The sequence below is a fragment of the Williamsia sp. z34 genome (assembly GCF_059553395.1).
On the sequence record NZ_JCANWW010000002.1, the window covers coordinates 735,571 to 761,474 of the forward strand.

Sequence of the window (25,904 nt, forward strand, 5' to 3'; positions counted from 1 at the left end):
CCTTCGTATGCGCAATGAACGCGGATGTTCCTGACGCCTTCGATCCTGCGACGTGGCCCCGGCGGGTTCCAGTTCCAGATCTGTACCGCAGCAGCTTCTGAATCTGTACTGGTGCGCCGAACGGACTGGGTGTGTACTGGCAGGGACAACGCAAGGAGTCCCGATGTCTGGATACGGTCAGTTCTGCCCCGTCGCCAAGGCCATGGAGGTTCTCGACGAGCGATGGACCCTGCTGGTGGTGCGTGAACTACTCGCCGGCAGCAATCATTTCAACGAGTTGCGTCGTGGTGTCCCCAAGATGTCCCCCGCCCTGCTGTCCAAGCGACTGCGAACACTCGAGCGCGCGGGGGTCATCAACCGCGAGATCGACAGCGGCAGAACCGAATACACGCTCACCCCGAGCGGCAAAGAATTGTCCACGGTGGTCGAGGCACTCAATTCGTGGGGTATGCGCTGGATTGGGGAACTCGGTGAGGCCGACCTCGATCCCCACCTGCTGCTGTGGGACATGCGCCGTACCGTCCCAGTCGACCAGTGGCCGCGCTCCCGTACCGTCGTCGCGTTTCGCCTGGCAGACGTCCCGGCCAAGGCCTCACGATGGTGGTTGGTGGTCTCCGGGGGCGGCGTCGATGTCTGCGATTACGACCCCGGATTCGACATCGACGCCACCGTCGAGGCAACCCTGCGGGATCTCACCGCGATCTGGCGTGGTGATCGTTCGTGGAACTCCGCCCTGAGATCCGGCGATGTCGAGATCACCGCCGCCCGGAACATCCGCAACGAGGTACCGGACTGGATCGGCCAGGGACAGATGTCCCGGATCCCGCGTCCGGTGTGAGGCTCTCCGTGGTGCGGCCGGTGTCATTCAGAGGATCGACGCCTCTTCGCCCACCTGCACGGTGAGCTCGACAAGATCGTCGACCAGCTGCTGTGTCGGCCCGCCGTCACGGGAGGCGTTGCGGGGATCGTTCAACAGCCGCCGCAGGATGCCTTCTGCAATGATCGTCAGCCGCCAGAGCGCCATCGTGTGCCAGTACCCGATCTCGGCGACATCCCGCCCTGTTGCTTCGGCATACGCACTGACCAGTTCGGCGCGGGTGGGAAAGCCGGGGGTGGTCGACACCCTGGACGGCCCGGTCACGCGGTCACCGGATTCGGGCCAGAAGGCGAGCAAGTTGCCGAGGTCGGCCAGCGGTTCACCGAGTGTGCACAATTCCCAGTCGACGATCCCGACCACGCGGCCGGCTGCCGGTGACGTGATGACGTTGCTCAGATGGTAATCGCCGTGGACCAGCGTCAACTCCCCCTGTTCGGGCGCGTGATCCGCCAGAGCTTTGGCCACGTCGGCTATCTCGGCGACCTCCCTGGTCTTCGAGTGGTCCCACTGTGCGCTCCAGCGCTTCAGCAAACGGCCCGCGTAGGGCTTGTGACTGGCCAGATCGGACAGTCCGGTGGCGTCGAGGTCCACCGCGTGGATCGTGCCCAGTGCACGGGGCAGGTCGAGACCGATCTGCCGACGGTGGTCCGGGGACAGTTCTTCTGCCACAGCCGGATTGTCGATGACGGCCCCGTCGATGAAACTCATCAGCACCAACGGCGCCTCGGTGATCGCGGGGTCGGCGGTCGAGGCGATCATCTCCGGCACCGGAACGGCGGTGTCGTGCAGCGCCGATATGATCCGGTGCTCACGCAGTACGTCGTGGGCCGAGGCGAGCAGCGTGCCCAGCGGCGGCCGACGCAGGATCCACCGCGAACCAGCGGAGTCCTGCACCCGAAAGGTCAGATTCGACTGGCCGTTGCCGACTCGGTCGAATGTGATCGCCCCGACGGCGCCGATATCGAGGCCGTCGATCCACTTCGACACCGCATCGGCGTCGATTCCGACCACATCACTCATGACTCCGCTCCGATTTTTCGGTACTGGGCGAGTTCCTGACGCGCGATCGTCCGCTTGTGCACCTCGTCGGGGCCGTCCGCCAAGCGCAGCGCCCGCAGGTGGGCGTACATGCTGGCCAGCGGGAAGTCGTCGGAGACCCCGCCACCCCCGTGCACCTGGATCGCGCGGTCGACAATCTTGAGAGCCATGTTCGGTGCGGCCACCTTGATCGCGGCAATCTCGGTGCGCGCCGCCTTGTTGCCGACGGTGTCCATCAGCCACGCCGCCTTCAGTGTGAGCAGACGCGCCATCTCGATCTCGATCCTGGCCTCGGCAATCCAATCCTGGATATTCGATTGCGCAGCAAGCGGTTTCCCGAACGCAATGCGCAGCGACGCCCGGGCGCACATGAGCTCCAGAGCGCGTTCGGCCATCCCGATGGCGCGCATGCAGTGATGGATACGGCCTGGTCCGAGCCGCGCCTGCCCGATCATGAACCCGGCCCCGGCCCCCGCCAGCACGTCTTTGTCGGGGACCCGGACATTCTCGAAGAGCACCTCGGCATGACCTTCTCGGTCCTGATAGCCGAAAACCGGGAGATTGCGCAGGACCGTGACCCCCGGCGCGTCGATCGGCACCACCATCATCGACTGCTGCGCATGGACGGCGGCGTAGGGATCGGTCTTGCCCATCACGATCAAAACCTTGCAATTGGGGTGCAAGGCGTTCGACGTCCACCATTTGCGGCCGTTGAGGATCCAGTGGTCGCCGTCTTGCTGCATGCTCATCTGGATGTTGGTGGCATCGGAACTGGCGACACCGGGTTCGGTCATCGCAAACGCGGAGCGAATCGTCCCGTCCAGCAACGGGGCGAGCCATTTCTCTTTGTGCTCGTCGGAACCGAACAGGCTGAGCACTTCCATGTTGCCGGTATCGGGCGCCGAGCAATTACAGGCCTCGGGCGCCAGCACTGCGCTACGGCCCATGATCTCGGCCAGTGGTGCGTACTCGGCGTTGCTCAGACCCGGTCCGTAGCGTGGGTCGGGGTGAAAGAGGTTCCACAGTCCACGCGTTTTGGCCTCGGTTTTGAGTTCTTCGATGATCGGTGGATCGAAATGCGGGTCACCGGATTCACGCATCTGCCGGGCATAGATCTCCTCTGCCGGGTAAATGTGTTCGTCCATGAAGGCCAGCAGGCGCCCACGATAGTCGGCGCAGCGGTCGGTGTAGCCAAAATCCATTGCCACATACCTACATTCGTTGTCGTCGGGCGATTCGGTCAGTCCCCGTCGGAGGCCAGGTGCCGTTGGAAGCGCCGCATGCCTGCAATCCACCGGTCGTAGTCGGAACCCTTGTTACGGTAGAAGTCCAGAACCTCGGGATGCGGCAGAATCAAGAATCTCTCATCTTCCATCGCCGCCAGCACCTGATCGGCCACGTCCGCCGGGCGCAGCACCGCCCCCGATTCGGTCACGGCTCGCGCCGCAACCGAAGCACCCGGCGCATCTGTCTCGAAGCCCTCTCGCAACAGAGCGGTCTCCACTCCCATCGGGCACAGACAACTCACCGCGATCCCCCGGTCGCCGTAAGTCACCGATAACCATTCGGCGAACCCGACCGCCGCATGCTTGGTCACCGAGTATGTCGCCGACCCGATCTGGGTCAGCAATCCTGCCGCCGACGCCGTGGACACGAAGTACCCGCCACCGCTCTCGAGCCACCGCGGCACCAGGATCCGGGCGGCCCGCACGTGCGCCATGACATTCACGTCCACTGCCACCTCCCACAGGGCATCGGAGGTGTCCAGGCCCATCCCGGCGGTGGTCCCGGCGTTGGCGAAAAAGATCTCCACCGGTCCGAGCTCAGCAGCGGCGTGGTCGATCATCGCTTCGAGAACCTCGGGATCGGAGACATCACCACCCATCGCCATCGCCCGGCCGGGGTGTGTCGCGATGATCTGCTCCGCCACGGCGTCGGCGGCCGGCGCGTTGAGGTCGGCGACCAGCACACTCACCCCGGCTGCGGCCAGCGCTTTGGCCAGGGCCGCACCGATCCCGGCGCCACCTCCGGTGACAACGGCAACTTTCCCTGCGATCTCCACCCAACCGATGCTAGAGCCCCCGCCGTCGAACGGGCGCAAAACGCCGCCGAGCGGGCCCTAAACACCGCCGAGCGTGCCGATAATGCAGTCAGGCGTCCCAAGCGCCGAAAGCTTGTTTCCGCTTAATTGTTATTTCGGCCCGTTCGATGGTGAGTTGGGCACGCTCGGCGGTGTTATTGGCACGGTCGGCGGAATTGGCAGGGACTATTTGGCGGCACAAGGCGGTGCAGGAGCATCTTCAAACAGTGGAGCGCCCAGCGGTTCGAGGTAGACGACATCGAGAATGACCGGCACCTTGCCAAGATTTTGTCCTTGATGGACGTTGTCGTCTCCGGCGGGCTCGTTGATGAATTGCCCGGTTTTGTAGATAACCGGTTTACAGTCCGGCCCGGGGTGAGTCAGTGTGCCGGCCTGCACGATTCCCACAACAGGGCCGTCGTGGTAGTGCCACCCGGTGGTTCCGCCAGGGGCGATGGTGATCTGCTTGGCCACCGCATGCAAACCATCCGGAATGAAGGGCAAGAGATCGGCAGGAATTTCGATATCGGCGAGGGTCACCGCAGAAATACCCTCGCCAGGAGTTGCATTCGCCGCAGTGGCCGGAACCATCAGCGCTGCACACGCGAGCGCCGCAACCGTTGTCACCGAACGGACAGTTTTCATCATCTGCAAAGAATAGGCGCTATCACCCCAGCTCACCCGGCCTAGAAGGAAATCGAACAAAAGCCCTCTCGCGTCCCGACCAATAGGCCATATCAGACCAGCGGCGCCGTATAATCCGACGTACATTGTCCGCGTTCACTTTTCACAGAGCCGAGGAATGCAGTGCCACCTTCTACTCGCCAGGCACCTCGACTCGGATTGTTCACCCGCAACGCGGTGGGAACGTCCTCCGCCGAAGCGTTCATGATCATCGCCATCGCCACGATCCTGGTCACCCGGGCATATCTCTGGTTGACCGACTACCCGCAGGTCGGCGGCGGCACCCTGCACATCGCCCACGCGCTTTACGGTGGCGCGCTGATGATGCTTGCACTACTGGTGAATTGGTGGTTTCTCGGCTATGGTTCGCGCGTACTCACGGTCCTGTTCGGCGGGATCGGATTCGGGCTCTTCCTGGACGAGGTGGGCAAGTTCGTCACGAAGGACAACGACTACTTCTACGGGCCCTCCGCCGAAATCATGTATGTCTTGGTGGTGGTCGTCATCATCATCGGTCGAATGATGAGGGAGATCAGGCCGCTCACCGCCAACGAAAATCTCGCGTCCGCGGCCGCCATCGCGGCCGACGGAGTCGCCCGGGGACTCCAGGCGCACCGCAGGGAACTCGCGTTACGAATGGTCGAGCAGGCCGAAGAACTCGGGGCCGACCCGGCGTCCGCGCGAAGTATTCGGGAACTCTTGATCGGCGCACCCATCGCGTCTGCCCGCCTGTATGCGTTACAGCAGTGGGCACCTCGCCTGGTGCCGAACTTCTTCCGGCATCCGCGGTGGCTCCCGATCGTGTCCTGGCTGATGATCTTTTCGGCGACGGTCGCCTTTGCATTCTCCACCGTCGGCGTGACGCTGGGAAACACGTATTACGAAAGCAACCACGTCGAACTGGACTTCGGCGGACGGAACATCGCCACGGTCATCCTGATGGTCAGCGCCGTTGTCACGCTGGCCTTTTCGGTGCCGGCGATGATGGCCCGGAAGCGGACGGACAAACCATGGCCACTGCAACTCCTGCGCTATGCCGCACTCACGTTCACGATGCTCAACGCACTGGTTGACTTCGCAACCGACGGTTTCGGCGCTTTGGCCAACCTGGGCGTCGGTCTTTTCACTTTGGCGATCATCTCCTACCACCTCGAGCTCCGGGCCCGCCAAGCCAGACCGCGGGCACACGACGAGGCCGTCGCTGCGACCGACGATGCCGCCGAGGTCAAGTCCGTATCGCCCGAACCCGTCGGCCGGCCGTAATCATCGAGCAACAGCAAACCGCCTGGCGCCGATCACATCTGGCCCACGCAAACGCTTTGTCTCGCGCCCAGGTTGGTCCGGCCAGGACCCAAATTAGTCGAACAAACATTCGACACATAGTCGATTTCCGGTGTATCCTGATCGTAAGCGTTTTGATCAGATGTGCTGGGGGGCATGATGTCTGACGATCCACCTGTTGACTCTTCGGTTGATTCCTCGCCGGTTCCGGTACTGGTGCGCATGTACCTCGAGTTGGAGTTGCTCGTTGCCGATATCGCGGACTGCGCTGATTCCGATATGTCTGGCGCGGAAGTCAATGAGCTTGTGCGGGTGCATGAACGGATCGCTCGTAAGGTTGAGTTCACCGGGTTGCGTCACCTGTTGCGGGTCTCGGATCGGTCATCGTTTACCGAAGCCGGGTATTCGTCGTTGTTCGGTTTCACCCGTAGCGAGTTGCGGTTGACCAAAGGGCAAACCATGTCCCGGATCCGGGGCCTGGAGGCGGTCGGCCGATTCCATACGTTGCAGGGTGAGGTGTTGGCGCCGAAATGCCCTGCGGCCGAGCAGGCGTGGTCACGCGGTTTGATCGGGGTGGCGCATATGGATGTGATGTTGGATGTGCGCAAGCAGATCCCGTCGGCCTCGGATCCGGCTGTCTATGACGTGGTCGATCACTGGATGACCGAAGAGGCCGTCGGCCAAGATCCCACCCAGCTGACCGCCGCCGGTCGCGCGGTGTTGGCCCGGGTCGACCCCGATGGTCGGTTGACTGATGATTCGGATCGGGCCCGTAAACGGTCGATGGGTATCGGGGATCAGGGGGTAGATCTGATGGCCAAGATCACCGGCACCCTGGATCCGGAAACGCTGGCCTTGTTGAGGACGGTGATGGATGTGTGGGCGGCGCCGGGGATGAACAATCCAGCCGACCCCAACTCGCCGACCGGGGCGTCCGATGATCCGAAACAGGACCAAGAGTTGATCAAGGCTGCCGCTGAGCGGGATACCCGCTCGAAGGGCGAACAATTCCACGACGCGCTCAAGGCGATCCTGAAGACGATTTTGGAGTGCAACCTGCTTGGGAAGTCGCATCGGGGTTTGCCGGCGCAGTTGGTCATCACGATGACCAAAGAGCAGCTTGACGAGTGCGCGGGGATCGCCAGAACGGCGTCGGGAGTGGACATTCCGGTCAACGAGGCCCTGAATTTGGCGGCCCGGTCGGACAAATATCTGGCCGTGTTTGCTGACCACTCCGCTGAGGTGTTGTATCTCGGCCGGACCAAACGGACCGCGCAGAAGGGGCAACGGTTGGCGTTGTTCGTCCGGGATCGCGGTTGTTCGCATCCTGGTTGTACCAATCCGGCGACCTGGGTCGAGGCCCATCACTTACTTGCCTGGATCAATGGTGGTTTGACCGACATCGACATGATGGGATCAGCCTGCCCGCCGCACCACAAACTCATCGGTGATGGACCGCATCAGTGGCAAACAATCATGATCACCGAAGGCCCCGACACGGGTCGGGTCGGCTGGATACCGCCGGCGTCGGTGGATCCGGAAAGAAAACGCGGGTCAACCGGGCCCAGCATGTCAACGAAACCCTCGCAGCAGCCTGGCAAAAAGTGCTCGCCGACCGCCAGGACTCACTCGCACAACACCGACAAAAACTCTCCCGCGATCACGACAACGGCGAATCCGCGCCAGAACCCGAAGCCGAACCGGAGGTCGATGATCCTGACCAGACCGACTAGCGACTACCCGAGGTCACGCGCCAGTGCACGTCCGGCCGCGCGACCGGAGAAGATGCATCCGCCCAGGAAGGTTCCCTCCAGAGCGTTGTAGCCATGCACCCCGCCGCCACCGAATCCCGCGACCTCACCGGCAGCGTACAAACCGTCGAAGGCACTGCCATCGGAGCGGATCACCTGCGAGTCGAGGTTTGTCTCCAGACCGCCCAGGGTCTTGCGCGTCACCAAGTGCAGGCGAACAGCGATCATCGGACCGTATTTCGGGTCTTCGAGGCGGTGGGGCGCTGCGACTCGAATCAGCTTGTCACTGAGGTAGTTACGCGCATTGCGGATCGCCATGATCTGCATGTCTTTGGTATAGCTGTTGTCGATCTGGCTGTCGCGGGCACGCACCTCGGCAGCCACCTGGTCGTAGTCCAACCGCGGTCCGGGGGTGATCTCGTTCATGCCTGCCACCAGATCGCGCAGATTGTCGCGAACGACGAAGTCGGCACCGCGCTCCTTGAACGCTTCGACCGGACCGGTGGCACCCTTCTTCACCCGCTGTAGAAGTAGCTTGAAGTCCTTGTCGGTGAAGTCTGGGTTCTGCTCCGACCCGGAGAGCGCGAACTCCTTCTCGATGATCGCCTGGGTGAGGATGAACCACGTGAAATCGTGGCCACCCCGCGTGATCGTGCCGAGCGTGCCCAGTGAGTCGAACCCGGGAAAGTTGGGTACCGGCAATCGTTTTCCGGTCGCGTCGAGCCATAGTGAGGACGGACCGGGAATGATCCGAATTGCGTGATCCGGCCAGATCGGGTCCCAGTTCTGGATCCCTTCGGTGTAGTGCCACATTCGATCGCGGTTGACCACGCTGCCGCCCGCGTCTTCGGTGATCTGCAACATCCGGCCATCCACGTGGGCAGGCACACCGGTGATCATGTGTTCCGGTGCCGGCCCCAATCGATCGACGGGCCAGTTCTTCTTCACCAGTTCGAAGTTGCCGCCGATGCCCCCGGAGGTGACAACCACCGCCTGGGCGCGCAACTCGAAGTCGGAGTCCCGTTCCCGACTCGACGACACCCCTCGTGGTTCGGTCGACGGAACCAGCACCGTTCCCCGGACACCCACCGCCCGTCCGTCCTCGACGATGATCGCGTCGACCTGGTGCCGGTACCTGAAGGTGACCAGACCCCTGGCCTCGCCGGCCAGGACGGGCTCCCGGAACACCCGTACCACCTCGGGACCGGTCCCCCAGGTGATGTGGAAGCGCGGGACCGAGTTGCCATGTCCGTTCGCCGATCCGGATCCGCGTTCGGCCCATCCGACCGTGGGCATCACCTTCAATCCCAGTTCGTGCAGGTAGGAACGCTTCTCGCCGGCAGCAAAATCGACGTACGCCTCGGCCCACTGACGAGGCCAGTGGTCTTCCCGGTCGCGATCGAACCCGGCCGACCCGAGCCAATCGGCGCGGGCGAGTTCCAACGAGTCCTTGATCCCCAGTCGACGCTGCTCCGGCGTGTTCACCATGAACAGGCCGCCGAGCGACCAGAACGCCTGTCCGCCTAGGTTCTGCTCGTTCTCCTGGTCGAGGATGGCCACCCTCTTGCCGGCCTTCACCAACTCGTGAGCCGCGACCAGCCCTGCCAGACCCGCACCGACCACGATCACATCAAATTGCTCGGACACCCGCACACCCCTGCCTGGCTTCACCACTGATCGCGCTTCGAGTTCTTCCACGCTCCTGTGAGCATAGGGAAGGAGTTGCGGTGTGTCGCCGAACCCGGATCCTTTGTCCAATCCAGGCCGCACCAGATCGCCGCCCGGGCGGCGACCGGTTTCGTCCGCCAATCCATGGCACGCGGTCTGCTGGGCCCGGGCCGTCGGGCCTGAACCAGATCAGGACCTCGCGGAGCGCAGATAGTCGCTGGGCGTGCGACCGATGACAGCCTTGAACTCGCGCGCCAGATGGGCCTGATCTGCGTACCCCAGTTCCGCCGCGACGTCGGCAATCGTCGTGGCACCGCCGCGCAGGGCCATCGCCGCGTCCTGGAGTCGACGCCGCTGGATCAGCCACTTCGGACTCAGTCCGGTGCGGTGAATCGTGAGGCGTTGCAGGGCCCGGGTCGACATCGACACCGCGGTGGCCAGGTCGGCCACCCGGCGTGGTCCGTCGTCGTCTTCGACAAGGTCGACCACCCGATTGATCAGGATTCCCTCCTCATCCACCGACCACTGTTGTGCCCACCTCTCGTACAACTGCGCCACCTGCTGGTATCGATCCTCTGGGCTGCGGTCCGACGCAGTCATCGCCGCCCGGACCCGACCGGTGAGCTTGCTGTCACCGGGGACGGGCAGGGGCGATCCGATCGGCAACGCCGGCCCCGATCGTGATCCGGGGGCCATCGACCGACCGGTCATCACCGTGATCGCGGCCGGCCGCAGCAGCACCCCCGCAGCCCACCCACTGCCCTGCAACTTCTGTTCGCTGGTCCCCTGGCTCACGCAATACAGCGCAGCCCGATCAGGTTCGATGACCACATTGCCGCCCGGATGTTCCAGCACCGGCTGCAACACCGGCAGGTCGAGGTCCCAGACCGCGATCCACACGTGCCGTAACAGCTCGCTGGGCGGCAACGCCAGTCGATGCAGTCGCACGCCGTCGCGCCCGGGATCCAGCTGACCCCGGGGTGGGGTACCGACGTGGCCCATCTTGTCGCGTTTGTTCAAGCCCGCCCCCTGCACCCTCGGTCAGCATGAAACGCATGACAACCACAACCGCAGCACACGGAAAATACACCGAACACGGTGTACCCCATGGGTTCACCTCCCTGACACCGTTCATCGTCGTGACACCTGCCCAAGACGCCATCGCGTTCTATCAGGACGTCTTCTCTGCCACACTCACCCAGAGCACCGAGTTGCCCGGACCGGACGGCGGACGTATCGTCGCCCACGCCGAACTCGACTTCGCCAACGGGCGGCTGCAACTCGGCGATCCCGATCCCCAGTATGGACTGATCCCCCGACAGTCCGGTGATTCCGACTGTTACTCCCTCTCGCTCTACGTTCCCGACGTCGACGCAGTGGTGGCCCGGGCGGTCGACTTGGGCGCGACCGTGCGCGAGCAGGCACAGACGTTCGTCTCCGGCGACCGCTTCGCATCACTGCGTGATCCATTCGGGATCAGGTGGTCGGTGATGACGCGGATCGAAGACCTCTCCGACGAAGAAAGTGCCGCGCGGGTGGCCCGATGGGCGGCCGAACAGGGCTGAACCAACCCCGACATCAGACCCCGGCTACGCGCGACTCGAGGCACTCGCCCGCCGGCGGCCTCGCGGTCATTGGTTTCCTGGCCGCGTCGAGCGCTGATCGTGGCTGCGTAAAAGCGTTGCCCGGGTCCGGGCAAGGTGGCAGCATCCGCCTCATGATCGAAGATCTTTTCTTCGCCGCACACGAGGGCTTGCCCCGCGAAGCCCCCGGCTCCGAGACGACGACGGAACTGTTGTTTCGCCTCGCCGGACTCCACACCGGTTCCCGTGGGGATCTCCCGCCACGAATCCTCGACATCGGCGCCGGCACCGGGCCCGCCACGATGGTCTTGGCAGGCCTCGGCGCGCAGGTCACCGCCATCGACACCCATCAGCCTTTTCTCGACGTGCTGGTGTCGAAGACCAAGGCCGCCGGGCTACGCAGCCAGGTGACGATCGCGAACGTCTCCATGGAAGATCTCGACTATCCCGATCATTCCTTCGACCTGGTGTGGGCGGAAGGTGCCGCGTACATCATCGGATTCGACAACGCACTGACGTCGTGGCGCCGACTGCTGGCACCGGGCGGCGCCCTGGTGCTCACCGAGGCGGACTGGCTCACCGCGTCGCCCTCGGCCGGCGCCACCGAGTTCTGGAATTCCGCATATCCGGAGATGCGAACGACCGGTGAGAATGTCTCCGCCGCAATCGAACTCGGATGGACGGTCGCGGCCACCTATCTTCTGCCCGAGACCGACTGGGATGAGTACTACATCCCCCTGGGTTTGCGGATCGACGAGCTGCGACAGGAGCAACCCGACTCGGCGGCAGATCTCGAGCTGGTCGGTCAGGAGATTGACGTCCGCCGGGACCACGGTTCCCACTACGGTTATACCGGGTACGTCTTACTGCCCAGGGAGGTCGAACGATGAGCGGTCCCGAAACGATTGCCGACAGATACCACCGCCGCGCCACCACTTTTGCCGACGTGATCGCTGCTGCGCCGCCGGATCGCTGGTCATCGCCGTCGCCCTGCGCGGAGTGGACCGCGGCCGACGTCTTGCAGCATGTGCTGGACATGCAGTCCGCGATGTTCTCTCCCCTGGATCAGACCCTGTCACCGGCACCAACCGTGGATACCGATCCCCGCGGCGCCTTCGACCACGCGCGCGCAGATATCCAACGGGCACTTGCCGATCCGACGGTCGCCGAGGCCACGGTGCAGACGCCCGTGGGCCCTTCCACATTCGCCGACCACGTCGATCAGGTCGCCAGCGCAGACCTGGTGGTCCATGGCTGGGATCTGGCGCGTGCGCTCGGACTCGAACACCGGATCGATCCCGCTGAGGTCGAAGCGGCGTGGCCGGGCGTCCAGGAGATGCCCGACATCATGCGTGTCCCGGGTGCTTTCGGACCTGGGATCGTCGTCTTCGGGCCGATCGTGGACGTACCGGACACCGCACCGCTGCACGACAGGTTCCTGGGCTTGCTGGGGCGAGATCCCTACTGGAAAGCGCCGTAACCGGGTCGTTTTCGTGCGTAGCCTGGTCACATGGGTATCACCTACACCAGCAAGGTCGTCGCCCCTATCGACGACGTGTTCGCCTGGCATGGCAGGCCGGGAGCTTTCACCCGGCTCTCGCCGCCTTGGGCACCACCATGGTTGGTGCGGGAAGCCGACTCGCTGGAGGACGGCGCCGCGGTGCTGTCGTTCGGATACGGTTTGAAATGGGTGGCCCGGCATCAGGCGACCCGCTTCCATCCGCCGAATCAGTTTGTCGACCAACTCGATTCGTGGCCGCTTCGGTTGGTGATGACATGGACGCACCACCATGGTTTCTCCGAGATCGATCCGCAGACCACCAAGGTCACCGACACCGTGGACACCACTGTCCCCGGCGCACTGTTACGTCCGATGTTCCGCTACCGGCACCGACAATTGGCCGATGATCTCGCCGTACACGCGTGGGCCATGCCGCTGGCCGGTAAACCGTTGACGGTCGCCATGACCGGCACGTCGGGACTTGTCGGAACCGCCTTGCGCGCGTTGCTGACGACCGGCGGCCACCGCGTCATCGCACTGGTCAGACGCGCCCCCAAAGGTCCCGACGAACGGCGCTGGAACCCCGCCGATCCCGCCGAGGACCTCCTGTCCGGGGTCGACGCCGTCGTACATCTGGCCGGGGCATCGATCGCCGGACGATTCAACGACGCACACAAATCCGCGGTCCGGGACAGCCGGATCGACCCGACCACGGCACTGGCCCGTATCGCCGGCGCCACCACACCGCTCCCGACTTTTGTCTGCGCCTCGGCGATCGGCTTCTACGGCTTCGATCGCGGTGATGCGGTGCTCGACGAAAACTCCTCGCGCGGAGATGGTTTCCTCGCCGATGTGGTGTCCGAGTGGGAGGATGCCACGGCACCGGCGGCTGCGGCCGGCGCACGGGTGGTGAACGTCCGGACCGGCATCGTCCAGGCCGCGGACGGCGGAACGCTGAAACTGCTGCGACCGCTGTTCACCCTCGGGCTCGGCGGGCGTCTCGGTGACGGTGACCAGTGGTTGTCCTGGATCGGCATCGACGATCTGGTCGACATCTATTACCGCGCGATCGTCGACGAGCGACTTTTTGGTCCGGTCAACGCGGTGGCACCGAATCCGGTACGCAACAAGGAGTACACCGGTGCGCTCGCCGGGGCGGTACACCGGCCGGCGATCATCCCGGTGCCGAGTCTGGGCCCACAGGTCATCCTCGGATCAGAAGGCGCAAAAGAGCTGGCACTGGCCAATCAGCGGGTGAGCCCCGCCCGCCTCACGACGGTGGGGCACCGATTCCGGATGACCGCGATCGACGAGGTGCTACGTCACCAACTCGGTGGCGACCCCGGCAGGCCCGTCACCGGATCGCGAGCTCAGACTTGATCGCCGCGGCGAGGCCGTCGACATCCTCGGGTGTGGTGTCGAACGAACACATCCACCGGACCTCGGCGGTGGCCTCGTTCCAGGTGTAGAACTTCCACACCGATCGCACGCGATCAGCCGCCACCGGATCGAGCGCTGCGAACACCGCGTTCGCCTCGGTGGGTTGGGTGATGGTCAGACCGGGCGTGCCGTCCAACAACCCACGAAGCCGGATGGCCATGGCGTTGGCATGCGCGCCGGCCCGCAACGCTGTGCCGTCCTCGAACAACGCGAGGAGCTGCGCCGAGACGAAACGCATCTTGCTCGCCAACTGCATGCTGAGCTTGCGGATGTAGTCGGTGCCGTCGACCGAGGCGGGATTGATGACAACCACAGCCTCCGCGCCCAACGCGCCCACTTTGGTTCCACCCAGACTCACCACGTCGACACCGGCGGCGGCGGTGAACTCGCCCGGCGAAAGATCCAGTGCAGCAGCAGCATTCCACAGCCGGGCGCCGTCGAGGTGAACCACCATCCGCTGCTGGTGGGCGTAGTCGCAGATGGCCGCGATCTCGTCGCGCGAATACAGTGTCCCGAGCTCGGTCGACTGGGTCAGACTGACGGCCAGCGGCTGGGCCCGGTGTACATCGCCGAATCCGTAGGCCTGCGTCGCGATGGTTTCCGGCGTCAACTTCCCGTCGGAGGTGGGCACCGTGAGGAGCTTGATCCCACTGACCCGTTCCGGCGCACCGCCTTCGTCGTTGTTGACATGTGCGGACTGCGCCACGATCGCCGCGCCCCATCGTGGCAGCATCGCCGTCAGGCTCACCACGTTGGCGGCAGTTCCGTTGAACACCGGGAACACCTCGGCCTGCGCCCCGAACTCGTCGCGGACCACACCTCGCAACAGCGAGGTATAGGCATCGTCACCGTATGAGGGCTGGTGTCCGCCGTTCGCCGCGGCGAGTGCGGCCAGCACCTCGGGCAGCATTCCGGCGTAGTTGTCCGACGCGAACGCCCGCCACTGCGGATCGTGCAGCTGATCGGCCGGTTCCGACATCGATGTCATCCGCCAAACCTTTCTGTTCTGATCGCGGCCGCCGGATACCCGAGATCCAGCAACCACCGGGCACATTGTTCGACAAACGCTGTCGGCCCGCACACCCTGAACTCCGGGTGCTGATCCACCGGGATCACCAGCGATGCCAGTTCATCCGACGTCAGCCGTCCCGGTCGCCGCGCGGCATCGACCGGTGAACGGCGGGTGTACACGTAATCGACCTGCAGACTGCCTGCCGCGCGCAACCCGGCGAGTTCGGCGCGGTAGTAGTCGTTGTCCGGGCTGCGTACCGAATACAGGAGACGGAACGGAACCGGCGCGCCGGCGGTTTCACGCTCCCGGATCATCGACATCAGCGGCACCACTCCCGAACCACCGGCGATCAGTTGGACCGGTGCGGGATCCGTGGGGCGCCAGATGAACCAGCGGCCGATCGGTCCACGAATCTCCAACTCATCTCCGACCTCGAGGCCGGAGATGAGATACGGCGACACCTCGCCGTCGGTGAGCTCCTGCACCGTGGTCTCCAGAAGATCGTCACCGGCCGCTGCGGCCACCGAGTACGACCGCACGGCTTGGTAGCCGTCTTCGGCGGTCAGGCGGATGTCGATGTGCTGGCCCGGCAACACCCGACCACGATCGGATACCCGTAGGCGTAGGGTCCTGGCGGTCGGCGTCTCCATCGACGCCGCGACGAGTGTTGCCGTCCGCCAACCGTTCACCAATACCGTTCCTCTTTCCAGGGATCGCCGTGGTTGTGGTAGCCGTTGCTCTCCCAGAAGCCCGGAACATCCTCGGCCATCTCGGTGAGCCCACTGACCCACTTCGCCGACTTCCAGAAGTACAGGTGTGGGATCAGCAGTCGCGCGGGACCCCCGTGTTCGGGCTCGAGTGGCTCTCCCTCGTAGGTGTGCGCGATCCACGCCTGCCCGTCGAGCACATCCTGGAGCGGGACGTTCGTCGTGTATCCGCCGTGACAGTGGGCCATCAGGTATCCGTCGGGCTCGATCTCGTCGCCGAGAAGGACGTCGAGCGACACACCACGCCACGTGGTCTCCAACTTCGACCACGCCGTCACACAGTGGATGTCGACTGTGATCTCCTGCTGCGGAAGCGACATGAACTCGTCCCACGACCAGCTCCGGGATGCACCGCCGAGGAGATTCACCGCGAAACTCCAGTCCGCCGTGTCGATCAGCGGCGTCGGGCCTGCCGACAGTACCGGGAAGTCACTCGTCAGATATTGCCCAGGCGGAAGCCGTTCGTCCTTGTGCCGGCGACGGGCCCCGAATCCCTTGTTGATGATGGCCATGGCTGCCAGTGTGCGCTTCGGCGCCGGCCACCGCAGCCCATCAGCGACTCACTCCTGCGCCGGCTGATCAGACCTGGGAGCAATTCGGAACCAGTTACTTGACCACTGCCTCTTTCTTCTTGCTGCGGCCGCGCATCATCAGGATGCCGACCACCCAACCGACCACAAAGATCATCAGCAGGGTGAACCACAGCGGTGAGGTGACATCGATCCAGAAAAGCGTGATCGATGTCGAATCACGATTCTGGAGCACAAATATGACCGCGATTATCGCAAGAATCAGGGCAGCCCAGCCGGCCGGGGAGACCTTGGCAAATATATTGGAAGACGACGTGCCTGCACTTTTGGACATAACGTGACAATAGTCCGTCGAGGCTGCAATTCGGCGCGCTCCGGATAGACGAAGTTGTGCCGATTTCGCTGCTTACGTCATCGCTGATTCTTTCGCCGGGCGCCGCGTTAGGGTGGCTGAGTGCCCCATCCCAGTTTGCTCTGTGTCCACGCGCACCCCGACGACGAGGCGATGTGGACCGGTGGAGTACTGGCCCATTGCGCCCAGCGTGGTGGGCGCACCGCGGTGGTCACCTGTACCTGGGCAGAAGGGACATCACGGGGCCGCGAACTCGCGGACTCACTGACGTTCTTGAAGGCCGACCCTCCCCTGCTGCTCGGATACGCAGACCGTCCGTTCCCCGAATCAGCACCCGACCAACCAGCATTCTGCGATGCACCCTTCGACGAGGTGGTCGGGAAGATAGTCACCCACATCCGGCGATTCCGGCCCGACACCATTGCGACGTACGACCCCCTCGGCGTCTACGGGCACCCCGACCACGTCCGGGCGCATCAGGTGACCATTACCGCCATCGGCGCGGCCGCGTTCGGTCAGTTGTATCCGGAGGCGGGAGCCCCCTGGCGGACCCGCCTGCTCTATCTCGCGACGATGCCGCACTCGGCCGCGAAAGTGCTGTGGCCACAGGTTCGCAAAACTGACGGAGCGGCCGGACCGATGCCGGGGATCCCCGACGACACCGTGGACACCACCATCGATGTCTCGGATTGGCTCGACACCAAATGGAAGGCACTGCAGGCCCACCGTTCGGAGATGGACCGCGGCGGTGCGATGACGATGCTGGCAAACCTGCCCGAAGACATCAGGCGTCAGGTGATCCGCAACGAATGGTTCCTGCGGATACCGCTGGCCACAGATCCGCAGGACGCCCTGGATTTCTCCGGACCGGCCGATTCAGTCGACAGACGTCCGTAGTCCGCTGGCCCGCAACACTTTTCGTTCGACACCGGCCCGGATGGACTCTTCCGTACCGATCAGCCGGACGTGGCCACTGGCGCGGGTGATCGCCGTGTACAGCAGCTCCCGCGTCAGCAGGGCAGAACGATCCGGCGGGATCACCACCGACACCGACTCGTACTGCGAGCCCTGACTGCGGTGAATTGTCATGGCGTACACCGGGACCGCCGCCACGAGTTGCGACGGATGCAGCATCTTCACCGAGGATCCGCGCCGGAACGCGACCATCAGACGTCCACCACTGCTCACCACCACACCGGTATCACCGTTGAAGATGCCGGTGTCGTAGTCGTTGGCCGTGACCAACAGTGGTTGTCCGGGATACCAGTCGTCGACGCCCGCGGTCGTGCCGATCCATTCCATGGCCTGGCGGGACCAGTGCTCGACGCCGGAGGTGCCCTCCCGGTGTGCACACAGGAGCCGGTGCGTGTGCAGTCCGGCGAGGGCGCTCTGCGCATCACCGCGAGCACCCGCCCGCCGCATCTGCTCGGCCGTCGTGACGATGTCATCACGCACCGACGAAAGGTCCGCCGGATCGACCAACTCGAACTGGCTGTGCCCGGCCGCCAGCAGATCGATGACCGAATCGGCGTCACCGTCACGAACGGCCGCAGCCAGGCGTTTGATCTGCTCACCGAACCGGTGCACCTTGGTCAGCCTGATGACCCCACCGGCCAGCCTCGACCGCTCTTCGCTGTCGAGGGCATCGGGATCGCCGTGGTCGTCGACCAGATCCGGTTCGATCAATGTCTCGAGGATCGGGTTGATCTGTTCGGTGACCGGCCGGTAGACCAGGTCGGCCAGCACGGCACCGGCATCCACCGAGGCCAACTGGTCGGGGTCACCGACCAGGACCAGGCGGGCGTGAGGCCGCAGCGCATCGAGCAGCCTGGCCATCATCGTCAGTGACACCATCGACGTCTCGTCCACGACCACCAGTTCGTGCGGCAGCCGATTGCCCGAGTCGTGGGCGAATCGGCTGCGGCTGCCCGGCTTCCAACCCAGCAGACGATGCAACGTGGTCGCGGTGAGGTCGGTGGGCAAGCCCAGTTCCTCGGCCTGCGACCGTACCGATTCTTCCAGCTGGGCGGCCGCCCGGCCGGTCGGCGCAGCCAGAGCAACCCGCAACGAAGGGCCGTACTCGTCGAACATCAACGCCAAAACCCGTGCCACGGTGTGGGTCTTGCCGGTACCCGGCCCGCCGGCGATCACGGTGGTCCAACCGGCACTGGCCAATGCGGCGGCGATCCGCTGCCGATCCGGCCCCTCCTCGGGAAAGTGTCTCCGCAACCCGGCGACCAACCGGTCGGCGTTCATATCCGGGTGGCTGCGTGATCGTTCATCGAGGAGTTCACGAATCCGTTGTTCCTGCAGGAAGTATCGACGCAGATACAGCAGTGGTCCCTCAGGTGTTTTTGCCAGGTGCAGCGGACAGAGCGGTCCGGACGGCGATCCGGTCACCAGCGGGCTGACCTCGAGCGCCGCGACGACCGCCGCCGCGTCCGGCCACGGCAGTGAATCGGGATCGACACCGAACTCGTCCTCGTCGATGGCGACCTCGGAGAGCCTGTTGATCTCGACACACACCGAACCGAGACGCACGGCCCGGACCGCAAGTGCGGTCGCGAGCAGCACATTCGGGTCGATGTCCGCCTTGCTCAAGCCCGCCAGCCGTTGTGCCACATGCACATCGGCAGCACTGAGTACCCCGGCGGTGTTGAAGGGCACCAGCGCCCGATGGGCATTGACCGCGATCCGCGCGTCGTATTGGACCGTCACGGCGACACCGTCCTTCCGGCGATCAGATCTGAGACCGCGACGATCAGGGATGCCGGTGGATGCCATGGGAAGACACCGCAACCGGCCGGGGTGTGGGGCCCGATCATGCCCCGGACGAAGTGGTACTGGGCACCGGCGAGGTTGACCTCCGGGTCGTACCCGGGTAGCCGCCATCGCAGATATCGGTGCAGGGCAACCGAATAGAGCAGGGCCTGCAACGGGTAATGCGAGTTCATCATCTCTCGGGCCATGCGCTCGGGTGTGTAGTCGAGCGCGCTGAGATCGCCGCGAGCGGTCCGGTTGGTCTTGTAGTCGACGATGACGAAGCGGTCGCCGGGTAGGCGTAGCACCGCATCGATGCTGCCGACGAGGAATCCGCGCAACGGCGGCGCCTGCACTCCGCGAAGGTGTTGCGGATAGTCGGCGAGCAGGTCGTCGGCCGCCAGGTGGATGTCCATCAGATCGCTGATCTCGTGCAGTGTTGCCGCTTCGTCGCCGCCGAGGGGGAACTCGAAGTCGAGCTCGGCCAGTCGATCCCTGGTGGCGATCTGCCCAAGGGACGTTTCCGGGTGGAGCCCGAGCGGTGTCCGCAGGACCGCCAGCAGCGCGGTCGCCAACACCTCGGGGTCGGCCTGCGCCATCCAGGTCGCCACCGCGTCACGGCTGCGCGTTGCCACCTCGGCCGCCAGGTCATCGACATCGGTATCGATGACCTCGAGCACCTCGTGGACCAGCGTTCCGAATGCCGCACCGAAAGGCAGGGTGTTCATCAACGACGGATGTGGCAGGCCGGCGGAGCCGTCGGCCACCGGGATGTCCAGCGGTTCGGCTACCTGTTCGTCTGTCTTGACCTCGGATTCCGGTTCGCTCGCCACCGTCGGCTCGTGATGCGTACCGGCCACCAACGCCGAATACGACGTGCGCCGCCAGGTGTGGTCGATCCGCCGGGTGAAGTGGGCGACTGCGAGCTCGCCGGGCGGGGGTCGCTGCGGCACCCATGGTGGTTCGCCGTCGGTTCCGTAGTCTGCCGGTTCCACCCGCACCCGGCTGCCCGACGACTCGCCCCAGGCGGTCAGATGCTGCCCGACCTTGGCGTCGTCCGGCACCACCGGCCGCGGATCGGGATTGCTCCGGTCGCGACTGAAGAGCAGCCGGTGCAGCGGTGACGATCGCGCCGATGTGCCCGGCGCCCACCACAGGACGACCGCCGACGCCGCCCGGGTCAACGCGACATAGAGCAGTCGCAACTCTTCGCCGTTGTCCTCTGTCGCGGAGGCCTCCCGGCGCTCGCGGTATCCGGGCGCCTCCTGGCCACCGATGTCGAGCAGTCGTTTACCCGCCTCGTCATGGAGCAAGAACGTATCCGGCGACGGATGTTGTGCTCCGTCCCAGCCATAGGGCACATAGACGATCGGGAACTCGAGTCCCTTGCTCCGGTGCACCGTGAGCAGCTGTACTGCCGCCGCGTCACTGTCGAGGCGACGGCTCTGTTCACCCTGATTACCGGACGTCGGGTCGTTGATCAACTGCCCGAGCTTGCGGACCAGTGCGGTCAGACCCAAACCGTCCTCCACCACAGCGCGATTGCAGAGCTGGGCCACGTGGGTCAGATCGGTGAGCCGACGCTCCCCGCCGACCACGGACAGCACCCGGCCGGGCACATCGCGGACACCGGAGAGGTGTTCGTACACCGCGGCAAAACCGGCCTCATGGTAGACGGCGACCAGTTCACGGATCAGCGCGCTGATGTCCGCGGTCAGCGCGTCATCGCCGAAATCGAGTTCTGCAGCAGTCCATCCGAGCAGCGGCGTCAGCGCAGCCAGCCGGATGCGGGCGGTTCGGCTGGGTTGTTCCATGGCCTGCAACAGCCACAGCCAGTCGAGCGCGCCCTGTGTGCTGTAGACGCTGGTACCGCCGGCCAGCACCGACGGCACCCCGCGACTGTCCAGCGCCGCCTGAATCATGGTCAGGTGTTTGTGATTTCGGACCAGCACGGCGATGTCGCCGGGTGCCACCGGGCGCTGCCCACCGGCGCCGTGCAGCGGCGTCCGGGAGTTCAGGAGCCGGGTCAGGTCGGCGGCGACGTCGTCTGCCACCGATCGTCGCAGCCGATCAAGTGCGGGGAAACCGCTCTTGCCCATCGGGCCGTGACCGCGGCGGTTCAGGTATCGCAGTCGAAGTGGGACCTGGCCGGGTAATCTCGACTCGGTATGTGTCGCCCCGACCTCGTGGACCACGATCTCAGGACTGCCCAGTGCGGCGCCGCCGTAGACGCGGTCGAGTGCCTCGACCAGGTCTGCATCGCTGCGCCAGTTGGTCGGAAGGGCCTGATGGTTGTCGGCGGCCCGGACCGCTTCGAGGTAGCTGAACACCTCGGCCCCGCGGAAGGCATAGATCGACTGCTTGGGGTCGCCCACCAGCACCAGTGTGGTGTGGCCGTGGAATGCCAGCCGGAAGATGTCCCACTGCACCGGGTCTGTGTCCTGGAACTCATCGACCAGGACGACCTGGAATCGGCTTCGCACCCGGCGACAGGCCTGCTCCCCGTGCTCGGGGTCTTCGAGGGCATCACGCAACAGGATCTGCAGGTCGTCGTAGTCACGAATGTTCGTCTGGCGTTTGCGTCGTTCGACCTCGGCGATGACGGTTTTCGCGAAGTCGATCCGCCGATACTCGTCGGTGTCGGGGTCGGTGATGGGCGACAGCTCGGCCTGTCGCTGGAACACCGCTTGCCGGCAGAAGGAGTGCGCCTCGGCCAGACCGAAGGGTGCTGCACCGTTTCCGCTGAAGCGATGCAGATACAGGTCGTCGGTGACCTCGGTGATCAGGTCGCTGACGTCCTCGACCAGCGTGATGTCGTTCTCGAAGTCGCCTGCCACGCCGAGTCCGTCGAGCATGCGGCTACAGAAGGTGTGGGTGGTGGCGATGGTTGCGGCATCGAAGTCGGAGACCGCATCGGCCAGGCGCCGTCGACGTAGGTCGACCTCCTCCACTGATCCTGCCGCGAGCATCACGGCCAGCGGGTCTGCCGAATCCCTGGCGGCCACCGGGTCGGTGAGCGCGGCAGCGAGTCCGGTCAGACGAAGGCGGGTGCGTTCACGGAGTTCAGCGGTGGCGAACCGACTGAACGTGACCAGCAGAAGGTCGGACAGCGGAACACCGTCGGCGATGTAGCGGGCCGCCAGACCGACGATGGCGTAGGTCTTTCCGGTACCGGCACTGGCCTCGAGCACGGTGGTGCCGGACGGCAACGGTCCGGTGATGTCGAATGTGACCGGCGCGATGGGGCTTTGGATCATGTCTCAGCGCACCTGTTCCGAATCCAGCAAGGGGGTCCACAATCGCATCGCCGCGGCCGCGAAACGGGATCCGTGCTCATCCCAGTCTTTTTCTTCGGCGACGGCCGGCGCGGCGACGACCGATGAGAAGTCGCCCTCGTACAGATACTGCACGTAGAGGTCCTGCGCGTCGCCACCGAACTTGTTCGCGAAGTTCCGCTCGGCCGCGTCCATGGCCAGCGCGGTGTCGTCGCCGCGGTGCCGACGGTCGGCGTATTCGGCGCCGGCCGCCGTGGGCAACGGAAGCGGCGACTGCAGTCCCCGATCGCGCAGGTCGACGAGCTGACGCAGCACCGCGATCGGGTTCGGCGGCGCGGTCAGTGTCGAATTGCGTACGCGGCCATACGAACCTCGGCCCACCACGACGGAACCGGTCACGTCGGCCCCCGAGCCGGCCAGCGCCAACAGGGCGACCCAGGACGCCAACCGGTGTTTGGCCGCGAGCCTGGAGTAGATCGTCCGGACCAGCTGCCCACGGTGTACCGATGGGACCGTCCCGGTCAGACGTCGGTTGTCGCCGAGATCGATGGTCACGTCGATGACGTCGGGATGTGCCTCATAGAGTGGTGCCGCCTTCGCCACCAGGGACTCCACCAGCCCGGAGATCTCGCCGAACACCTTCGCGCCCAGGAGGAACGGGGGCAGGGTTCCGCGGCGCAGTTCTGCGCCGCGCAAGGCGTCGGCCGGCGCTCCGGCGAGCCGGGCCTGCAGCATCCGATCACCGATCGCCCACTTGCCCAGACCGTCGATGTCGGCGCTGAGCACGTCATTGAGTTCTTCATCGTCACCGGGCAGATACATGCCCAGCCGTTGACGGCAGAATGCCCGCATCGGGTGCTCGACAAAGGCGATCAGTTCCGACAACTCCACGTCCCCCGACGTCGGTGGCAGCGGTGTCGGCAGGAATCCCGGTTCGCAAACCTGGACAGACTGGGTGGCCACGGCGCCGGCCAGCGCCGTCCGGTCGAAGCTCAGGGGGTTCTCGGCAGCGAAGTTCGCCGGGTCGAAACCGTGCAATGGATGCGACGTCAACACCGTCGAACCTTCGGCCAACATCGCATCTGCCGTGTCGAGCAGTTCACCCACCGGCACGGCCGGCGGCCGACGCAGACCGGTCACCGGATCGGTGCCCGTGTACAAGATGATGAGTTTGTCGATCGCCGACATCGTGGCGTCGAGGAGCAACTGGCGATCCTCGCTGCGGATATCCCGTTCCCCCACACAGGGGTTGCGCGCCAGGATGTCGTCACCGTTGATCCCACCCACCCGCGGGTAACTCTCGTCGTCGAGGCCGAGCAGGATGACAACCCGGTGTGGCACCGCCCGCATCGGGACCATCGTGCACACCGTCAGCTCACCGGTGCGGAAGTTGGCCCGGGTCGGACGCCCGGCCAGCCGATGCGCCAGCATCGCCCGGACATCGGCGAGCCGAACCGTTGTCTGCCCGCCGTGTTCGGTGGCCGAGGACAGCTCGCGCAGTGCCTGGCTGCGTTGCCACGCGTCGGCGGGCCGCACGGCGGTGAGCAGATCCAGTGCGGTGGCCAGGTTCTCGGCCCACTCGGTGGCCGGGCGCGGCCCACGCAAACTCGTCAGGACGGTGTCGAGCCTGCTGATGAACTCGGCAAATCTGCCGGCCAACTCGACGTCGGCGCTGTCCACGTCATCGAGTGGCAGAGCGGTGTCGAGCCAACCGAGTTCGGTCTCGTCCGCGGCCACGCCCAGCAGGATCCGGTCCAGCCCGGCGTCGAACGTATTCTGACGGAAACCCCCCAGCCCGAACGGTTTTCGCTGGTTGTCGTTGATCCCCCACCGGGCGCCCGATTCGGCGGTCCACTGCCGCAGACGTTCGAGGTCGTCGTCACCGAAGCCGAAGCGGCTGCGGACCGGCGGGGTATCCAGCAGGTCGAGCACCTCGCTGGCCTTGACCCGGCCTCCGGCCAACAGCAGCAGGTCCGTCATCACATCCAGGAGCGGATTGGTCTGCCGCAGTGCCCGATCGGCCAGGCGTACCCGGAGTTCGTGACCCGGATGTGCGTGACCGACCTGGCCGAATGCGGCCCGGATGAGTGGCGCATGGGTTTCGACGTCGGGGCACATCACGATCACGTCGCGCGGATCAAGTGTCGGATCGTCTTGGAACAGCCGCAGCACGAGTTCACGCAGCACCTCGACCTGGCGCGCGGCACCGTGGCAGGAATGGACCTGGACGCTGCCGTCCGCCTGCCCGCCCGGTTCCGCGACCTGATCGGCGCGCAGCGCATCCTGCAGTCGCTCGAGATGCGTACCGCCGCGAGCATGCTCGTCGAGGTGGTGGACATCGTCCGCGGCGACGGCCGACAGGTTGATCTGGAGTTCACGAACCTCACGGGACAGCGAGGCCAGCAACGGGTGTTCGATGTCGCGGACGACCATCCCACTGCGCCGGATCGGCGCGGCGTTCGATTGCAGCTTCTTCCACATGGCCGGACTGGCATGCGGCAGAAAGAGATTGATGTCACGGTGTACGCCGAGTGCGGCCAGGACCTGCAACTGCTCGGTGCTCAGACGGGTGACGCCGAACAGCGCCAATCGCTCGGGCAGATCGACCGCATCGGATCGTTCGAGAAGCGTCGCGCAGACCTGTTCGAGCCGTTCGGGCGGACTGGGTGAATCGATGCGCTCGCGCAGCAGTCGCCACAGATGTGCCTGCCACCGCTGATCGGGATCGAGTGGCTCACCGGCGCCATCGGTGTCCACACCGTTGTGCCAGTCGTTGACCATCTGCGGGCGGTGCGTTCCGTATCCCCGGAACAAACCCGTGAGGTGTTCGGCGGTTCCGTATCGACGCCCGATCCGGAATCCGGGCGCCCTGGTACCCGAATCGGCCGAATGGCCCAGGTGCCGGGCCAGGATCGCACAGGCCGGATCGTCCACGGCATCGTCGATGACCGACAACAACGTCCACAGCATCCGCCCGGTCGACCACGGGTCGTCGTCGAACTGCCCGGACTCGACGCCACTGGCCTGTGCCATGACGTCGTCGACGAGGGCCGCCGGATGAGGGAAGAGGATGTTCGCCGCGATTCCGTCGGAGCCACCGGTGTCGGTTGCACCGAGGCGGACCGACAATTGTTGCGTCAGCCACCGTTCCACACCCTGCGCGGGCACGGCGACGAGTTCTCGGGCGAACGGGTCCGACGGTGCGGTCGTCAAGATGTCGGCGAGCGCTGTCACCAATGTGCTGGTGCGCTCGGCGCGGTGCAATCTCAGCACGCAGGGCCCCTTCCGGTTGTCATCCCCGGTGT

Annotated in this window: 21 protein-coding genes; 8 read left to right on the top strand and 13 right to left on the bottom strand. The window is 65.0% G+C overall.

The genetic code is table 11. The features are described from left to right. The first annotated feature begins 163 nt into the window (after window positions 1–163). Window positions 164–838 (top strand): winged helix-turn-helix transcriptional regulator, encoded by a 675-nt coding sequence (locus AC51GT_RS07805; RefSeq protein ID WP_496325705.1) that lies wholly within the window; start codon window positions 164–166, stop codon window positions 836–838. A gap of 27 nt (window positions 839–865) precedes the next feature. On the opposite strand, the gene AC51GT_RS07810 is transcribed toward AC51GT_RS07805, so the two are convergent. From AC51GT_RS07810 to AC51GT_RS07825, 4 genes are all read right to left on the bottom strand, one after another. Beyond that, entirely contained in the window at window positions 866–1,897 is a 1,032-nt protein-coding gene (locus AC51GT_RS07810) for a phosphotransferase family protein (protein WP_496328374.1), read from the bottom strand. Then, complete coding sequence (locus AC51GT_RS07815; protein WP_496325707.1) at window positions 1,894–3,117, bottom strand: acyl-CoA dehydrogenase family protein; 1,224 nt, start codon at window positions 3,115–3,117, stop codon at window positions 1,894–1,896. The genes AC51GT_RS07810 and AC51GT_RS07815 overlap by 4 nt, the downstream gene beginning before the upstream one ends. Window positions 3,118–3,155: 38 nt before the next feature. Further along, the gene (locus tag AC51GT_RS07820) at window positions 3,156–3,977 is read right to left on the bottom strand and encodes an SDR family oxidoreductase (protein WP_496328375.1); all 822 of its coding nucleotides are present in this window, start codon (window positions 3,975–3,977) and stop codon (window positions 3,156–3,158) included. A 204-nt stretch (window positions 3,978–4,181) separates the two neighbouring features. Next, window positions 4,182–4,643 (bottom strand): cupin domain-containing protein, encoded by a 462-nt coding sequence (locus AC51GT_RS07825; protein WP_496328376.1) that lies wholly within the window; start codon window positions 4,641–4,643, stop codon window positions 4,182–4,184. A gap of 240 nt (window positions 4,644–4,883) precedes the next feature. Here AC51GT_RS07825 and AC51GT_RS07830 point away from each other — a divergent pair, with 240 nt between their 5' ends. Both AC51GT_RS07830 and AC51GT_RS07835 read left to right on the top strand, forming a co-directional pair. Then, window positions 4,884–5,942 (top strand): hypothetical protein, encoded by a 1,059-nt coding sequence (locus tag AC51GT_RS07830; RefSeq protein ID WP_496328490.1) that lies wholly within the window; start codon window positions 4,884–4,886, stop codon window positions 5,940–5,942. Window positions 5,943–6,116: 174 nt separating this feature from the next. Continuing rightward, window positions 6,117–7,784 carry an HNH endonuclease signature motif containing protein gene (locus tag AC51GT_RS07835; RefSeq protein ID WP_496328377.1) on the top strand — a complete coding sequence of 556 codons (1,668 nt, stop codon included), beginning with the start codon at window positions 6,117–6,119 and terminating at the stop codon, window positions 7,782–7,784. Here AC51GT_RS07835 and AC51GT_RS07840 read toward each other — a convergent pair. Together AC51GT_RS07840 and AC51GT_RS07845 are read right to left on the bottom strand one after the other, a co-directional pair. Then, window positions 7,697–9,358 carry an FAD-binding dehydrogenase gene (locus AC51GT_RS07840; protein WP_496328378.1) on the bottom strand — a complete coding sequence of 554 codons (1,662 nt, stop codon included), beginning with the start codon at window positions 9,356–9,358 and terminating at the stop codon, window positions 7,697–7,699. The genes AC51GT_RS07835 and AC51GT_RS07840 overlap by 88 nt on opposite strands. Window positions 9,359–9,568: 210 nt before the next feature. Further along, window positions 9,569–10,399, bottom strand: coding sequence for a helix-turn-helix domain-containing protein (locus tag AC51GT_RS07845; RefSeq protein WP_496328379.1), 831 nt, complete (start codon window positions 10,397–10,399; stop codon window positions 9,569–9,571). Window positions 10,400–10,425: 26 nt separating this feature from the next. On the opposite strand from AC51GT_RS07845, the gene AC51GT_RS07850 reads away from it, so the two are divergent. The 4 genes from AC51GT_RS07850 (at window position 10,426) to AC51GT_RS07865 (ending at window position 13,843) form a co-directional block, all read left to right on the top strand. After that, complete coding sequence (locus AC51GT_RS07850) at window positions 10,426–10,944, top strand: VOC family protein (RefSeq protein ID WP_496325713.1); 519 nt, start codon at window positions 10,426–10,428, stop codon at window positions 10,942–10,944. Between the two features lie 152 nt (window positions 10,945–11,096). Next, window positions 11,097–11,852 (top strand): class I SAM-dependent methyltransferase, encoded by a 756-nt coding sequence (locus tag AC51GT_RS07855; protein WP_496328380.1) that lies wholly within the window; start codon window positions 11,097–11,099, stop codon window positions 11,850–11,852. After that, entirely contained in the window at window positions 11,849–12,442 is a 594-nt protein-coding gene (locus tag AC51GT_RS07860) for a TIGR03086 family metal-binding protein (RefSeq protein WP_496325715.1), read from the top strand. Before AC51GT_RS07855 ends, AC51GT_RS07860 begins: the two co-directional genes overlap by 4 nt. A 30-nt stretch (window positions 12,443–12,472) precedes the next feature. Continuing rightward, entirely contained in the window at window positions 12,473–13,843 is a 1,371-nt protein-coding gene (locus AC51GT_RS07865) for a TIGR01777 family oxidoreductase (protein WP_496328381.1), read from the top strand. Here the strand turns inward: AC51GT_RS07865 and AC51GT_RS07870 are convergent. The 4 genes from AC51GT_RS07870 to AC51GT_RS07885 all read right to left on the bottom strand — a co-directional run bounded on the left by AC51GT_RS07870 (window position 13,818) and on the right by AC51GT_RS07885 (window position 16,546). After that, window positions 13,818–14,891 carry a threonine aldolase family protein gene (locus tag AC51GT_RS07870; RefSeq protein WP_496328382.1) on the bottom strand — a complete coding sequence of 358 codons (1,074 nt, stop codon included), beginning with the start codon at window positions 14,889–14,891 and terminating at the stop codon, window positions 13,818–13,820. The two genes, AC51GT_RS07865 and AC51GT_RS07870, sit on opposite strands and share 26 nt — an antisense overlap. Then, window positions 14,888–15,604, bottom strand: a complete 717-nt coding sequence (locus tag AC51GT_RS07875) for a ferredoxin reductase (RefSeq protein ID WP_496328383.1) — start codon at window positions 15,602–15,604, stop codon at window positions 14,888–14,890. Before AC51GT_RS07875 ends, AC51GT_RS07870 begins: the two co-directional genes overlap by 4 nt. Continuing rightward, a complete protein-coding gene (locus AC51GT_RS07880) occupies window positions 15,601–16,194 on the bottom strand; it encodes a sulfite oxidase-like oxidoreductase (RefSeq protein WP_496325718.1) in 594 nt (197 codons plus the stop codon). Before AC51GT_RS07880 ends, AC51GT_RS07875 begins: the two co-directional genes overlap by 4 nt. A gap of 94 nt (window positions 16,195–16,288) precedes the next feature. After that, window positions 16,289–16,546, bottom strand: a complete 258-nt coding sequence (locus tag AC51GT_RS07885; RefSeq protein ID WP_496325719.1) for a LapA family protein — start codon at window positions 16,544–16,546, stop codon at window positions 16,289–16,291. Window positions 16,547–16,666: 120 nt separating this feature from the next. Here AC51GT_RS07885 and AC51GT_RS07890 point away from each other — a divergent pair, with 120 nt between their 5' ends. Then, on the top strand, window positions 16,667–17,461 hold the full coding sequence (locus AC51GT_RS07890; protein WP_496328384.1) for a PIG-L family deacetylase: 795 nt from the start codon (window positions 16,667–16,669) through the stop codon (window positions 17,459–17,461). Here AC51GT_RS07890 and recD read toward each other — a convergent pair. Genes recD through recC form a run of 3 tightly spaced genes read right to left on the bottom strand, consistent with a single transcriptional unit; the run spans window position 17,441 to window position 25,872 of the window. Beyond that, window positions 17,441–19,282, bottom strand: coding sequence for an exodeoxyribonuclease V subunit alpha (recD, locus tag AC51GT_RS07895; protein ID WP_496328385.1), 1,842 nt, complete (start codon window positions 19,280–19,282; stop codon window positions 17,441–17,443). The genes AC51GT_RS07890 and recD overlap by 21 nt on opposite strands. Then, window positions 19,279–22,581: a UvrD-helicase domain-containing protein gene (locus tag AC51GT_RS07900; protein ID WP_496328386.1), complete on the bottom strand. Its 3,303-nt coding sequence runs from the start codon at window positions 22,579–22,581 to the stop codon at window positions 19,279–19,281. The genes recD and AC51GT_RS07900 overlap by 4 nt, the downstream gene beginning before the upstream one ends. A 3-nt stretch (window positions 22,582–22,584) precedes the next feature. After that, the gene (recC, locus tag AC51GT_RS07905; RefSeq protein ID WP_496328387.1) at window positions 22,585–25,872 is read right to left on the bottom strand and encodes an exodeoxyribonuclease V subunit gamma; all 3,288 of its coding nucleotides are present in this window, start codon (window positions 25,870–25,872) and stop codon (window positions 22,585–22,587) included. Window positions 25,873–25,904 lie beyond the last annotated feature (32 nt).